This window comes from Polaromonas sp. (assembly GCF_012927415.1).
Taxonomy (GTDB): Bacteria; Pseudomonadota; Gammaproteobacteria; order Burkholderiales; family Burkholderiaceae_C; genus Polaromonas.
Window position 1 is genome coordinate 16,759 of sequence record NZ_JABBPF010000064.1, and the last position, 13,361, is coordinate 30,119.

Annotated in this window: 13 protein-coding genes and 1 pseudogene; 8 read left to right on the plus strand and 6 right to left on the minus strand. The window is 61.2% G+C overall.

Features of this window, described 5'->3' with window-relative positions; translation table 11 throughout:
• Window positions 1-141: 141 nt before the first annotated feature.
• From HHJ19_RS06620 to HHJ19_RS06635, 4 genes are all read right to left on the minus strand, one after another.
• Window positions 142-642, minus strand: a complete 501-nt coding sequence (locus HHJ19_RS06620) for a copper chaperone PCu(A)C (RefSeq protein WP_296905179.1) — start codon at window positions 640-642, stop codon at window positions 142-144.
• Window positions 643-1,093: 451 nt separating this feature from the next.
• Complete coding sequence (locus HHJ19_RS06625) at window positions 1,094-1,942, minus strand: extracellular solute-binding protein (RefSeq protein ID WP_296905181.1); 849 nt, start codon at window positions 1,940-1,942, stop codon at window positions 1,094-1,096.
• On the minus strand, window positions 1,939-2,628 hold the full coding sequence (locus tag HHJ19_RS06630; protein ID WP_296905183.1) for an ATP-binding cassette domain-containing protein: 690 nt from the start codon (window positions 2,626-2,628) through the stop codon (window positions 1,939-1,941). The genes HHJ19_RS06625 and HHJ19_RS06630 overlap by 4 nt, the downstream gene beginning before the upstream one ends.
• On the minus strand, window positions 2,625-3,389 hold the full coding sequence (locus HHJ19_RS06635; RefSeq protein WP_296905184.1) for an ABC transporter permease: 765 nt from the start codon (window positions 3,387-3,389) through the stop codon (window positions 2,625-2,627). The genes HHJ19_RS06630 and HHJ19_RS06635 overlap by 4 nt, the downstream gene beginning before the upstream one ends.
• Window positions 3,390-3,902: 513 nt before the next feature.
• Between HHJ19_RS06635 and HHJ19_RS06640 the strand changes: the two are divergent.
• Window positions 3,903-4,172: pseudogene (locus HHJ19_RS06640) on the plus strand (LysR family transcriptional regulator); the annotation flags it as partial.
• Between the two features lie 40 nt (window positions 4,173-4,212).
• Here the strand turns inward: HHJ19_RS06640 and senA are convergent.
• Window positions 4,213-5,439, minus strand: coding sequence for a selenoneine synthase SenA (gene senA / locus HHJ19_RS06645; RefSeq protein ID WP_296905186.1), 1,227 nt, complete (start codon window positions 5,437-5,439; stop codon window positions 4,213-4,215).
• A gap of 37 nt (window positions 5,440-5,476) precedes the next feature.
• On the opposite strand from senA, the gene senB reads away from it, so the two are divergent.
• The 7 genes from senB (at window position 5,477) to HHJ19_RS06680 (ending at window position 12,285) form a co-directional block, all read left to right on the plus strand.
• Window positions 5,477-6,517 carry a selenoneine biosynthesis selenosugar synthase SenB gene (gene senB / locus HHJ19_RS06650; RefSeq protein ID WP_296905188.1) on the plus strand — a complete coding sequence of 347 codons (1,041 nt, stop codon included), beginning with the start codon at window positions 5,477-5,479 and terminating at the stop codon, window positions 6,515-6,517.
• Window positions 6,514-7,593 (plus strand): selenide, water dikinase SelD, encoded by a 1,080-nt coding sequence (selD, locus tag HHJ19_RS06655; protein WP_296905190.1) that lies wholly within the window; start codon window positions 6,514-6,516, stop codon window positions 7,591-7,593. The genes senB and selD overlap by 4 nt, the downstream gene beginning before the upstream one ends.
• 143 nt (window positions 7,594-7,736) lie before the next feature.
• Entirely contained in the window at window positions 7,737-8,894 is a 1,158-nt protein-coding gene (locus HHJ19_RS06660; protein WP_296905192.1) for an ABC transporter substrate-binding protein, read from the plus strand.
• Between the two features lie 133 nt (window positions 8,895-9,027).
• Window positions 9,028-9,909, plus strand: a complete 882-nt coding sequence (locus HHJ19_RS06665) for a branched-chain amino acid ABC transporter permease (protein WP_296905203.1) — start codon at window positions 9,028-9,030, stop codon at window positions 9,907-9,909.
• Between the two features lie 2 nt (window positions 9,910-9,911).
• Window positions 9,912-10,775 carry a branched-chain amino acid ABC transporter permease gene (locus tag HHJ19_RS06670; protein ID WP_296905193.1) on the plus strand — a complete coding sequence of 288 codons (864 nt, stop codon included), beginning with the start codon at window positions 9,912-9,914 and terminating at the stop codon, window positions 10,773-10,775.
• Window positions 10,772-11,572: an ABC transporter ATP-binding protein gene (locus HHJ19_RS06675; RefSeq protein ID WP_296905194.1), complete on the plus strand. Its 801-nt coding sequence runs from the start codon at window positions 10,772-10,774 to the stop codon at window positions 11,570-11,572. Before HHJ19_RS06670 ends, HHJ19_RS06675 begins: the two co-directional genes overlap by 4 nt.
• On the plus strand, window positions 11,569-12,285 hold the full coding sequence (locus HHJ19_RS06680; RefSeq protein ID WP_296905196.1) for an ABC transporter ATP-binding protein: 717 nt from the start codon (window positions 11,569-11,571) through the stop codon (window positions 12,283-12,285). The genes HHJ19_RS06675 and HHJ19_RS06680 overlap by 4 nt, the downstream gene beginning before the upstream one ends.
• A 96-nt stretch (window positions 12,286-12,381) precedes the next feature.
• Here HHJ19_RS06680 and HHJ19_RS06685 read toward each other — a convergent pair.
• Window positions 12,382-13,361: transketolase C-terminal domain-containing protein (locus HHJ19_RS06685; protein WP_296905198.1), on the minus strand; the 980-nt coding region annotated here is incomplete at its 5' end.

Below are 13,361 nucleotides of genomic sequence, written 5' to 3' on the forward strand. Positions count from 1 at the left end.
AGGATGCGCTGACCCTTGCCTGCAGACCATGACAAAAGTCAAGTTTGCATCAGCTGCAGCAGGACCGGATAAAGTTTCTCCGGGCCTGCAACAAGGGGCGTCTGCACAACCGGGTCTGTAAAACTGCCCCACCTCAGCAGTTCAATTTTTCTGGGCGCCGTGCTGTTTTGCCTTGTCTTCAGCATGGCCTGGCCCGGCACCGTTTCCCGCAGTGGGCGCTGCCTGACTGACGGGCACCGCAAGTTCAAGCCTGCTCTCAAGCCCTTTGGCGTCCATGAAGCGCAGCGTCAGCGCCACTTTGCCGTCTTTGGGCAGGGGCTGCTTCAGGTCCATCAGCATGATGTGGTAACCGCCGGGCTTGAGTTGTACGGTTCGCCCTGCCGGCAAATCCAGTACCGGCACGGCGCGCATTTTCATGACGTCGCCTTCCATCTTCATTTCATGCACTTGCGCGACGCCGGCCACGGGAGAAGAAACACCTACCAGCCGGGTAGCCTCTTTGGCCGTGATGTTCATGAAGGCGCCCGTACCCTGCTGGCCCTTCACGGGGGAGCGAACCCACGCGTCCTTAACCTCGACGGTTTGGGCATACAGCGCACTGCAGGCAAGCGTAAGGGTAGCGGTCAATAGTTTCAGTTTCATGGGTTCTCCAATAACGCGACTTAAAAAATTCCGGGATGGCCTGATTTCGTTCCGGCTGGAGTTCGATGTCATGAGCGCCCGACCCGTGCACCGCGACAGAAGCAAAAAATGACGACTTCCCGGCCTGTGACCACGGGCCCTTGTCCGACAGTCCGGGTATGGCCACCGCGCTCCAGACCTGGCTGCCGGGTTCACCGGTTCGACGCCCCTTGAATGCCGGCGGTCACGCGTCGCGGACAACTTGCCCCCGCAACACAAATTCACTAAAATTTTAGTTCAAAGCAGGGCCGGCCCGATGCGCCGGCAAATGGACAGCGGCAATCCCGTGGCCGGAAAGGAAGAACCCACACAGGCAGTCTGCGTCAGTGAGTGCACGGCATGAAACGTGAAAATCATGAAGACGCGTGCCATCCTGTCCAGCTGCACCGCCAGGCTTGCTTACCCGGCTTGCTTACGGCGCGGCGTTAGGGAAAAACAGCTGTTCACCATGGATCTTGTACGCGGCAATCACACCCTGCCCAGCCGGGGAGATGATCCAATCGACAAACTTCTGCGCCTCGACCACTTTGGTCTGCGGGTGCTTTACGGGGTTGACCACCATCACGCCATACTGGTTAAAAAGTCGCGCATCGCCTTCCACCAGTACAGCCAGGCCCGCGCGATTTTTGAAAGACAGCCAGGTGCCGCGGTCTGCCAGCACATAAGCCCCCAGACTGGCCGCCATGTTCAGCGCCGGGCCCATGCCGCAACCGCAAGCTTTATAAGCGGCAGAAACCGTGGGCTCGACGCCAGCGATTTTCCAGTAACGCAGCTCGGCCGCGTGCGTGCCGCTTTTGTCGCCGCGCGAGATAAAAGTTGAGTTGGCGGCGTTGACCTTTTTCAGCGCCAGGGCAATGTCCTTGCCTTTGACCCCGGCCGGATCAGCGGCGGGGCCAATCAGCACGAAGTCGTTGTACATGACCGGGAAGCGCCTGATGGCAAAACCTTCGGCCACAACTTTCTCCTCGGCCACCTGGTCGTGCACGAACAGCAGATCAGCGTCGCCACGCCGGCCCATGTCAATCGCCTGGCCTGTGCCTACAGCCACAACCTTCACGTCAAGGCCGGTGGCTTTTTTGAACTCCGGCAGCAGGTAGGGGAACAGCCCGGACTGTTCGGTAGAGGTGGTCGAAGCCATCACGATGGCGCTCAATTCCGGATTAGTCTGTGCTATCGAAACAATAGCTGTCAATGTCCATGTTACTTGGACAAGCGCTTTGAATGGCCTGAAAAAACGATCAATTCCGGTGCGCGTCGTCATGCAAGCTCTCCTTTTAGAAAATTTTCTGCTGCCTCGGGCAGGCGGCCTTCAAAAAACGCAGCCACTGGCAAATCGACAATCAGTTTGCCCTGCTCCAGGTAGATCACGCGGCTGGCCAGGCGTTTGACCTGACCCAGATTGTGGCTGCTGAAAATCAGCGTCATGCCGGCGTCGGCGAACTCGGACATCAGCCGCTCAACCTCGCGCTTGGCCGACGGGTCCAGGCTGGAAGTCGGTTCATCGAGCAGCAAGACCTGGGCTTTAAGCGCCCAGGCCCGCGCCAGTGCCACGCGTTGCTGCTGTCCACCCGACAGGGTTTTGGCATTGCGCCGCGCCAGGTCGGCCAGGCCGACACGCTCCAGTGCTTCAAACGCCTGCGCCTTGGCCTGCTGCCAGGGAACACCGTTCAGCCACAGGCCCAGCGCCACGTTGTTCAGCACACTGGCTCGCAACATGTATGGGCGCTGAAACAGCATGGCCTGGCGGACGCGCGCATCATTCTGAAAACTGCCCGCTGCGGGCTGGATGAGTCCGTGCAGCGTTCGCAGCAAAGTGCTTTTACCGCTGCCGTTGGAACCCACCAGCGCCAGCTTTTCGCCGGCTGTAACACGCAGCGTACAGGCTCGGAGTGCCTGCACGCAGCCAAAATTGACGCTGACGGACTGCAAACCAAAAATTGTCGTCATGATGGCGCTCCCCGCGCGGCCGGAGTCGATGCCAGAATCACCTCCACGTCCGGCAACTGGTCATCGAGCTGTTCGCGCCAGTGCCGTACCAGCGCAATCAGGATGTTGAGCACCAGCACCACCCCCAGCAGCACCAGGCCCAGCGCCAGCGCCAGCGGCAAGTCGCCCTTGCTGGTTTCCAGCGCGATCGACGTCGTCATGACACGCGTGAAGCCTTCAATATTGCCGCCCACCACCATCACCGCGCCGACCTCCGAAATGGCGCGGCCAAAGGCCGCGATCAGCACGGTGAGCAAGGCATAGCGCTCGTCCCACAGCAAAATCAGGCTGCGCATGAATCGGCGCGCGCCCAGTGACTGGAACTGCTCGCCGTGGCTCCGGTCGGCGTCATCAATCGTCTGGCGCACCAGTGCCGTGACGACAGGCAGCACCAGCACGCTCTGGGCCAGCACCATGGCCTTGAAAGAAAACAGCCAGCCCAGAAAGCCCAGCGGTCCGCTGCGCGACAGCAACAAATAAACCACCAGCCCAACCACGACCGAAGGCAAGGCCAGCGCGGTATTGAGCAAGGCCAGCACGACGGCGCGGCCCCGGAAGCGCGCCACGCCCAGCCAGGCACCCAGCAACAGCCCGGCGCTGCAGGCGATCAGGCAGGCGCAGGCACTGACCGCCAGCGACCGGACAACGATGCTGGCGAACTGGGGGTCAAACGAGGTGATAAGCGAGAAAGCCGTGACGGCGCTGCTTGAGAAGGTATTCATGCCATGGGTTCTGCCGTGACTTTATCCTAGGGTTCAAAGATTCGCCGCGCACCGGTATTGACCGTCAAGAAACCATTTGCAGGGAGACCAGGATCCACCGGCGTCTTCAGTGCGCGCCAAAAGGCGCACTGATAAGAAGCGCAGAGATCGCCAGCCATGCGCAAAGTCGAGTTCTCCTACCTTCCATCGCCGCAGCGCGGCAGGGTCGCCCTGACACGCTACCCCCGGATGGACATGCTTCATGCCGTGTGCGAGCAGGGCTCCATCTCCGGCGCCTCCAGGTCGCCGGACCTGTCCTGCCGCCACGTCTGGGGGCCACAGAAGGGCTGGGACCAGGACCAGCGCGTCCGGCATTCGCGATGGGAACCGGGCGCAGGGCACCGGTACGCGAGCGCTGCTGGACGACCTGCTGGCCGACTCAGACATGACGCCGTCGCCTGTTCAGGTTAGGAAACCCGGGAACCATCGCACACCGCCGTCGCGCAAGCGGTTGCCAGCGGCGCGGCCGATGCGGGCCTGGGGATTTTGGCGGCCGCGCGCGAAAAAAGCCTGGGCCTTGTGTCTTTGATCCAGGAGCGCTTTCACCTGGTTTGCCTGAAATCCGAACTGCCGACGGCGCAAGTGCAAGCCCCGCTCAGGAAGTTGCAAGGCGATGAATGGCAAACCATGCCGGACCAATTGCCGGGCTCCAGCGGCGAGCGCGCCCCGAAGGGGCAAAGTGCTGCCCTTGCGCGCGCTCTCGCCACGGTGGCACTACCGCAACGAAAAAAAGAGAAAAAATAGCTCCTTGTCCAGGTAATACCGGCACTAGTAGCTCTGTTTTTTATAGCGCGCAAGACCTGAATCCGCAGAAGATATCGTCACGCTCAGGCAGGTAGAAGTTGCGATAGTTCGGATGCTTCATCCGCGCACGCGTCGCCAGTGAGGCACCGCGCAACACCTTGTGGCTGCCAAACCAGGGCTGCGAATAGGTCTGATAAGGGTCGGGCGCAAAACCCGGATAGGCCCGGAAGGTCGTGCCCATCCACTCCCAGACATCGCCCCAGCGAAAGCCCCGGTGCGCCGCCCTGTGAGCAGCCACTTCCCACTCTACCTCGGCCGGCAACCGGCGCCCGGCCCAGCGGCACCAGGCGTCAGCCTCCCACCAGCTCATATGCATCGCGGGCTGATTTCCAAGCATGCGCATGGCGTGACCAAAGCGGTTCTGGATGACGGCGCCGCCGGACCGGCCAATCTGCTCGACATAACGCGGGCCGCGCCGTCCTTCGCCAGCCGCCAGTCCCTGCAGCCACAGCCAGCCCGCCGGATGCCAAAGCGCCTCACGGTCATAGCCGCCATCACCAACGAACTCAACGTACTGACCCCAGCTGACCGCCTGAGCATCAATTTCAAACTCGGGAACGCTTATCGGGTGCGGCGCTTTTTCATTGTCAAAAGCAAAGCCGCTCCCTGGCCCCGTGGCACTGCCCATCTGCCAGGTCATGGCCGGTATCAGCAAGGGCTCGCGCAGCGTCATCGGTGCCGGCGTAAAAGCCGCCTGAAAAGGCCTGTCCAGTGGCAGGCCCAAGGCCTGCGCCATGTAGGCAAAAGCTTCACCATGCATGTCTTCATGAAACAGGCAGAGGCGGTAAAAGTACAGGGCGTCATCGTCGCTGCTTGCTTTTTCAAGCAATTCCAGCGTGCTTTCCAGCGTGTCCAGTAAATACGCGCGGCAACTGCCCATGTCCGGCAGATCGAGCGTCCAGCGCGTGTCATGGGCCACATGATCTGAATCCCACCAGCGGTCTGCGTTCGGCTCGATCGAGGCCATCCTGGCCTGCGCGGGATCGCAGCGAGTGCCCAGCGTCCGCTGCAGGTTGCGGCCAATCCAGCGCTCCTGAAACCAGCCCACATGGCCCAGCTCCCACAAGGGCGGATTGAGCGTGGCGAGCAACGGCACCGCAAATCCCGCGCCTTGCAGCGCATTCTGGTACTGGCCAAAAAGCTGCAGCGTATGATTGCGCGCATCCATCAGTGCGAGCGACAGCAGGTCCCTGTCCGCTTTGCGCATGAGGGGCGAATCGATCAAACCGGGTGATGCATTAGGTATGGAATCTGAAGCCAAAACAGTGGTCCTGGTAAGCCCGGCGATGGCCGAATCGAACAACGGCAACTGGCACACCGCGCATCGCTGGGCACAATTTCTGTCAGGTTATTGTGACATCGCGCTGCTGTCGCAATGGCCGGTGCCGGCGCTGGAACGAACACCGCAGGCCATGGTCGCGCTACACGCCCGGCGCTCGGCGGCCTCGATCCGGGCCTGGGCCGAGGCTTGCCCCGACAAACCCCTGGTGGTGGTGCTGACCGGCACCGACCTGTACCGCGACATCCAGACCAATGTGGATGCGCAGCAATCGCTGGCGCTTGCCACTCACCTCGTGCTCTTGCAGGACGACGGACTGACAGCGCTGCCCGAAGTATGGCGCGGCAAGGCGCGGGTGATTTACCAGTCCGCGCCGGCCTTGAAGCCGGCCCGCAAATCCAGCCGGCGCTTTGGCGTTCTGATGGTCGGCCATCTGCGGGACGAAAAGGACCCGCTGACTTTTATGCGGGCGGCGGGCCGTGACTTTGCCGCCGGCATTCATTTTGACCAGATCGGCCTGGCACTGGCGCCTCATTTTGCCGAGTCTGCCACTACTGCGGCGCAGTGCACGCCGCGCTACCGCTGGCTTGGCGGACTGCCGCGCCCGGTGACGCGCCAGCGAATCAAGCGCGCGCATTTGCTGGTGAATTGCTCGCTCATGGAGGGCGGCGCTCAGGTCATTCTGGAAGCCGTGCAGTCGGGCACGCCCGTGCTGGCCTCATGCATCAGTGGCAACATTGGCATGCTGGGGGCAGACTATGCGGGCTACTTCGAGCCCACTGATGACGCCCAGCTGGCGGCGCTGGTGCGACGCTGTGCGGCCGAGGCGGATTTTCTGGCGCTGCTGCAACGGCAATGCAGCGAACGTGCCCGCCTGTTTGAGCCCCGGAATGAAAAGCGCCTTGTCATAAACTTGCTGGCTTCGGCGCTCGACGGCGCTGTGGCCTGCGCGACCTCCTTACCCTGTCTGCCCGGACTGCCCCCGTTTTTGAAAGACGCCTCATGACAACTCCCGACACCCCGAAAATTCTCGCCACGCCCCGCCTGACCAGCCTGTCCCACGGCGGCGGCTGCGGCTGCAAGATTGCGCCTGGCGTGCTGAGCGAGATCCTGAAAAACTCCAGCAATTTACCGATCCCTCCCGAGCTGCTGGTCGGCATTGAAACCGCCGACGACGCTGCCGTTTACAAGCTTAACGACAAGCAGGCGCTGATTGCCACCACCGACTTTTTCATGCCCATCGTCGACGACCCGTATGACTTTGGCCGCATTGCCGCCACCAATGCCATCAGTGACGTCTATGCCATGGGTGGCACGCCCATCATGGCACTCGGCCTGGTCGGCATGCCGATCAACGTGCTGCCGCTGGAAACCATCGGCGCGATTTTGCGCGGTGGCCAGGACGTGTGCCGCGATGCCGGCATTCCGATTGCCGGCGGCCACACGATTGACTCGGTCGAGCCGATTTACGGCCTGGTCGTGCTCGGGCTGATCCACCCTTCGCGCGTCAAGAAAAATTCCGGTGCCCAGGCCGGTGACGTGCTGATTCTGGGCAAGCCGATTGGCGTCGGCATCCTGTCGGCCGCGCTTAAAAAAGAAGCCCTCAGCGCGGAAGGCTACGCGCAGATGATTGCGGTCACCACCCAGTTGAACAAGCCGGGCATCGAGCTGTCCGAAATGGATTCCGTGCACGCCATGACCGACGTGACCGGCTTCGGCCTGCTCGGTCACGGGCTGGAGCTGGCGCGCGGCGCCCGTCTGCGGATGCAGCTACACCTTGACCAGATACCGCTGCTGCCGGGCGTACTCGAACTCGCCGAACAGGGCATGATCACCGGCGCATCGGGGCGTAACTGGGACAGCTACGGCGCCGAAGTCTCGCTACCCGACGCCATCAGTCCGGCGCACAAAGCCCTGTTGAGTGATCCGCAAACCAGCGGCGGGCTGCTGGTGGCCTGCTCACCCGAGGCGGCCGATGAGGTGCTGGCCTGTTTCCAGCGACACGGCTTTTATGCTGCCCGCCAGATTGGCGCCATGGTGGAAGGGAGCGGCGTGCAGGTTTACCAAAACCGCGTTCAGTAAACCTCAAGGAAAACCCCGGCCTTCAAGCCGGTGAGGTAGCCGAAGAGCGCAGCGTGGCAAGGGTGTTCCATAGGAAAATTCCGCGTCGCGAGCGCTAGAATCAGAATCCGGCTCTTCATCGTGAATTTAACAAGGATATTGACATGAGACAAACCACTTTCGCCGTATCGCTGATTTCGCTTGCGCTTGCCGCCACTTTCAGCGCCGGCGCCAGCGCGGCAGACATCAAAATCGGTGTCGCCGAGGCCCTGTCGGGTGGTGCGGCCCAGTACGGCGTGGCCATCCGCAACGGCTTTCAGCTGGCTGCTGACGAGATCAATGCCGCCGGCGGCATCAACGGCAACAAGCTTCAACTGGTCGTTGAAGACGAGCAGGGTAAAAAGGAAGAGGCCATCAACGTCTTCAAGAAACTGATTTTTCAGGACAACGTGCTGATGGTCTTCGGCCCGACCCTGTCGAACTCCGCACAGGCTGCGGACCCGATTGCCCAAGCCGCCAAGACGGTGGCTTTTGGCACTTCCAACACGGCAGACGGCATCACCTCCATTGGCGACTATGTCTTCCGCAACTCAGTGACCGAAGCCGACGTGCTGCCGGAAACCATCAAGATGGCGGTCAAAAAATCCGGCATCAAAAAAGTTGCTGTGCTGTATGGCAATGACGACGTGTTCACCAAAAGCGGTTACGACAATTTCAAAAAGGCGTTGGGCGACCTGAAGATTCCGGTCACGACGACCGAAACCTTCGCCAAGGGCGATGTTGACTTCAAGGCCCAGCTGACCAAGATCAAGGCCGGCAACCCCGACGCCATCGTGCTGTCGGCCCTGCTGGCTGAAGGCGCGCCGATCATGGTCCAGGCCCGCCAAGTCGGCCTGACCGTGCCCTTCATCGGCGGCAATGGCATGAACTCGGTCAAGGTGTTTGAGTTGGCCAAGGACAAGTCCGACGGCCTGTACGTCGGCAGCCCCTGGTCAGCCAGCAATGCCAGCCCGGAAAACACCAAATTCCTGAAAGCCTACAACGACCGATACAAGACCTCGCCCGACCAGTTTGCCGCCCAGGCTTACGACGGAATGTACATCGCGGCGCAGGCCCTCAAGCAGGTCAAGTTAAGCGGCAACCTGGCAGCAGACCGCACCGCCGTGCGCGACGCCCTGCCTGCCGTCAAGTGGACCGGCGCGACCGGCGCCTTCCAGTTCCGCCGCGCGACCGATAAATCAGGCAAGCCCGCCGGTTATGACGCACAGCAGACCCCGATCGTCAGTGTGACGCAGGGGACGCAGTTCGTCATCGAAAAATAATTAGAAGCCCTTCAGGCGGCGCATTGAACCGCGCCTCCTTTTTTCTCTCCTTTTTTTCTTTCCAGCGCCATAGCCCGTTCTCATTCGCCGAATTGCGAATGACCGGCCGGTGCGCTTAACCGGACTCACCATCGTGCTGGAACAGCAGCTTGTCAATGCCTTGTCACTGGGATGCGTATATGCCCTGTTTGCCTTGGGCTTTACCCTTATTTTCGGCGTCCTCGGCGTCATCAACCTGTCCCATGGCGCCATCTTCATGGTCGGCGCCTATGCGGCCGAACAAGCCGTTGCAAGCTTTGCGCTGCCGCTATGGGGTGCGTTGCTGTTTGCGTTTATGTTTTGCGGTCTGCTCGGGTTGGCGATTGATTTTCTGGTGCTCAGGCCGCTTCGCGCGCGCAACGCACCTCACCTGATTCCAATGATCGCCACTATTGGCGTGGCGATTATTCTGAACAACGGCATTCAGGGAATTTTCGGCGCCCAAAGCCTGCGCTTTCCGCCGGGCCTCGTGCCCGAGGAGGTTCTCCTGCTGGGCGGCCTGCAACTGACAGCGCTGGAGTTGGGTATCATTTTGTTGTCTTTCGTGCTGATGACCGTGCTGCTGGTGGTCCTGAAGAAAACCCAGTTTGGCCGCGCGCTGCGGGCCATCGCCGAATCGCCCAAGGCCGCTTACCTGCTCGGCATCAATGTCGAAGGGCTGTTTTTTATGACTTCGTTCGCCGCCGCCGGTCTGGGCGGCGTGGCCGGCGTGCTGATCGGCCTGTATTCGAACGCGCTCTTTCCCCTGATGGGTCAACCCATGCTGCATAAGGGCATTGCCGTGATCATCCTGGGCGGCATGGGCGATATTCGCGGCGCGTTGATTGCCGGCCTGTTCCTGGGCTTTGCTGAAGTGCTGTCGGTCGCTTACATCGGATCCAGCATGCGCGACGCAGTGGGCTTCGGCCTGCTTTTCCTGATTTTGCTGGTGCGGCCCAAAGGCCTGTTCGGCACGCTGCAAGAGCGCAAGGTCTGACTATGGAATGGTTCAACAATTTCTGGTCGATCTACAGTAACCTGGTGCTCACGCTGGGCACCAATGCGCTGCTCGCCCTGTCGATTTACCTCACGCTCTCGTGCGGCATGCTGGCCATCGCCAATGCAGCGTTCATGGGTATCGGAGCCTACACTTCGGCCATTTTGACCATGAACTTCGGCCTGCCCTTTCCGTTGGTGTTGGCAGCCGGCATGGGCGCTCCGGCGTTGATCGCCTATGTGATTGGCAAGCCAACCTTGCGCCTTTCAGGGGTCTATCTGGCCATGGCGACGCTTGCGTTTGGCGAAGTGGTTCGAATTGCCCTGCTCAATGCCGAGTCGTTGACGGGCGGGGCACTGGGCCTCAATGGCATTCCGCAATCGACCCAGTGGTGGCATGTCCTGCTGGCACTGACGCTGACTCTGGCCGTGCTCTGGCGCCTGCGCCACTCCAGGGTCGGCCGCGCTTTCGAGTCGATCAAGGAAGACGAAACGGCCGCCGGCCTGATGGGCATCAATGTGGCGTCATTCAAAATGCTGGCGTTTTTGCTTGGCGCGGCAATTGCTGGCCTGGCCGGTGCGCTCAATGCCCACCTGACCTTTTTCATCAGCCCTGGCGAATACGGATTTGACCGCGCGGTGGACATTCTGACCATGACCATTCTGGGCGGCATCAGCAGCCTGACCGGCCCGGTGATCGGCGCTTTCATGCTGACGCTGCTGCCGGAACTTTTACGTTCGTTCAAGGACTTCCGCCTGGTCGTCAACGGCTTCATCCTGGTGTTAATCGTGCTGTTCCTGCCCAGGGGCATCTGGGACCCAGCGCGTTTCCGCCAGTGGTTTGGCAAAAAAAGGGGGCAGACATGAGTTTGTCGCTGCGGCTTGACGCCGTTTCGCGCCAATTCGGTGGCCTCAAGGTGCTGCAGGATGTGAATCTAGACCTTCCGCAGAGCGGCATTTTCGGGCTGATTGGCCCCAACGGCGCCGGCAAGACCACCGTCTTCAACCTGATCACGGGCCTGCTGCCGCCCACCAGCGGCAGCATTGAATTCAACGGCCAGAATTTGGTCGGCCGAAAGCCGCACGACATTACTTGCCTGGGTATCGCACGCACTTTCCAGAACATCCGCATCTTTAAGGAAATGTCGCTGCTGGACAACGTGATAGTCGGGCTGCATGCGCAATTGCAATACGGCCCGTTCGGTTTGCTGGCCAGCTCCGGCCTGTTTCGCAGCGAAGAAAGACGTGCACGGGACCGCGCCCGCGAACTGCTGTCGTGGGTCAAACTCGACCACAAGGCCGCAGATGCGGCCGACAACCTTTCCTACGGTGACCAGCGCAAGCTGGAACTGGCCCGTGCGCTGGCAACCAATCCAAAATTGCTGCTGCTCGATGAGCCGGTCGCAGGCATGAACAGCGGTGAAAAAGGCGAGCTGATGCACCAGATCCGCAGTATCAGCGAGCGTGGCTACGCCATTTTCATGATTGAGCACGACATGCGTTTTGTGATGGGCCTGTGCGGTGACATTGCGGTGCTGAATTTCGGCCGCATTATTGCCCGCGGCACGCCGGAAACAATTCGCAACGACCCGCAGGTAATCGAGGCTTATCTCGGCCGCGAAGACGATGAAGTGACGCTGGACGAAAAGGAAAATTCGCCATGAGCGCGCCCCTGTTGCAGGTCACTGGCCTGAAGGTCAATTACGGCCATATCGAAGCGGTCAAGGGCATCGACCTGGAACTGCATGAAGGTCAGATCACCACGCTGGTGGGCGCCAACGGCGCCGGCAAATCGACCACCTTACTGGCGCTGTCGGGCCTGGTCAAAAAGGCCGCGGGTCGCGTCATGTTTGACGGCAAGGACCTGAGCAAAATGGCGCCGCACAACATCGTTTCCAGCGGTGTGGTGCAGGTGGCTGAAGGCCGGGCCACGCTGACCACGCTGACGGTGCAGGAAAACCTGGAGCTCGGCGCCTACAGCCGCCGCGACAAGGGCAATCGCGCCGCCGAGATGGAATATATCTACGGTCTGTTTCCGGTCCTCAAGGACCGCGCGGACGGCCTGGCGGGAAACCTCTCGGGTGGCGAACAGCAGATGCTGGCGATTGGCCGTGCCCTGATGGCCAAACCGCGCGTATTGTTGCTGGACGAACCTTCCATGGGCTTGGCACCCATCATCGTGCAGGACATCTTTCGCACCTTGCGCGACATCAACCGGGCCGGCCTGACGATTTTTCTGGTCGAACAAAATGTTCGCCAGGCTTTGAAAATCGCCGGTCGGGCCTACGTAATCGAGACCGGAAAGATTGTCCTGAGCGGAACAGGGCAGGAACTGCTCGTCAATCCGAAAGTGCAGGACGCCTATCTCGGCAGCTGATCCGGACTGGCCAGTGCAGCCTTGCAGTCCCTGCCTGCTGCCGCGGATTGCCTGCCTGGATTGCCGGGGCGGTTCAAGCCTGGTGATACGCTGGCTTCAGAAAACCCGCCGGACCACGCGCGGGCCAAGCGCCTTATTACCGCCAAGCAAGGCGCCAAAACGCTGGCTGATAGCCGCTTCGATGCCGGCAGCGTCCAGGCCTTGTAAAGCCAGCAACTGAGCCGGATCACCGTGTTCGATGAACTCATCCTTCAGGCCGAGCTGCAGTAGCGGCTTGATTACCCCCGCCGCCTGCAGCGCTTCACCCACAGCACTCCCCGCGCCGCCCATGATCGCACCCTCTTCCACCGTCACCAGTGCGTCATGGCGTGCCGCCACCTGGAGCAGCAGTTCGGTGTCCAGCGGCTTGGCCCAGCGCATGTTGACCACCGTTGCACCGAGTTTTTCGGCCGCCTGCAGCGCCGGATACAGCAGCGAGCCAAACGCCAGAATGGCGATGCCCGCGCCTTCACGGCGAAGCTCGCCCTTGCCGAAGGGCAGCGACTGGAGCCCCGGCTCGGTTTGCACACCGGCACCCGCACCGCGCGGATAGCGCACGGCCACCGGGTGGTTTTGCTCAAAGGCAGAACTCAAGAGCTTGCGGCACTCGTTTTCATCGGCCGGGCAGGCAATGCTCATGTTGGGAATGCAGCGCAAAAACGGAATGTCATAAGCACCGGCGTGGGTCGCCCCATCGGCCCCGACCAGACCGGCGCGGTCCAGCGCAAACACCACCGGCAGATTTTGCAGCGCCACATCGTGAATCAGCTGGTCATAGCCGCGCTGCAAAAAGGTCGAGTAGATCGCCACAACAGGTTTCAGGCCCTCGCAGGCCATGCCGGCGGCAAAGGTCACCGCGTGTTGCTCGGCGATGCCGACGTCGTGGTAACGCTTGGGAAAGCGCTTGTGAAACTCCACCATGCCCGAGCCTTCGCGCATGGCCGGCGTGATGCCGACCAGGCGCGGGTCGTGCTCGGCCATGTCGCACAGCCAGCGGCCAAAAACCTGAGTGAAGGTCTGCTTCGCGGGGGCCGTGG

Coding starts and splice junctions, on each gene's coding strand:
- senA (WP_296905186.1), bottom strand. CDS start 5,439: ATGCGCAAAGCGGACAGGGACCTGCTGTCGCTCGCACTGATGGATGCG.
- HHJ19_RS06625 (WP_296905181.1), bottom strand. CDS start 1,942: ATGACGACGCGCACCGGAATTGATCGTTTTTTCAGGCCATTCAAAGCG.
- HHJ19_RS06630 (WP_296905183.1), bottom strand. CDS start 2,628: ATGACGACAATTTTTGGTTTGCAGTCCGTCAGCGTCAATTTTGGCTGC.
- HHJ19_RS06675 (WP_296905194.1), top strand. CDS start 10,772: ATGAGTTTGTCGCTGCGGCTTGACGCCGTTTCGCGCCAATTCGGTGGC.
- senB (WP_296905188.1), top strand. CDS start 5,477: ATGGAATCTGAAGCCAAAACAGTGGTCCTGGTAAGCCCGGCGATGGCC.
- HHJ19_RS06670 (WP_296905193.1), top strand. CDS start 9,912: ATGGAATGGTTCAACAATTTCTGGTCGATCTACAGTAACCTGGTGCTC.
- HHJ19_RS06635 (WP_296905184.1), bottom strand. CDS start 3,389: ATGAATACCTTCTCAAGCAGCGCCGTCACGGCTTTCTCGCTTATCACC.
- HHJ19_RS06680 (WP_296905196.1), top strand. CDS start 11,569: ATGAGCGCGCCCCTGTTGCAGGTCACTGGCCTGAAGGTCAATTACGGC.
- HHJ19_RS06620 (WP_296905179.1), bottom strand. CDS start 642: ATGAAACTGAAACTATTGACCGCTACCCTTACGCTTGCCTGCAGTGCG.
- HHJ19_RS06660 (WP_296905192.1), top strand. CDS start 7,737: ATGAGACAAACCACTTTCGCCGTATCGCTGATTTCGCTTGCGCTTGCC.
- selD (WP_296905190.1), top strand. CDS start 6,514: ATGACAACTCCCGACACCCCGAAAATTCTCGCCACGCCCCGCCTGACC.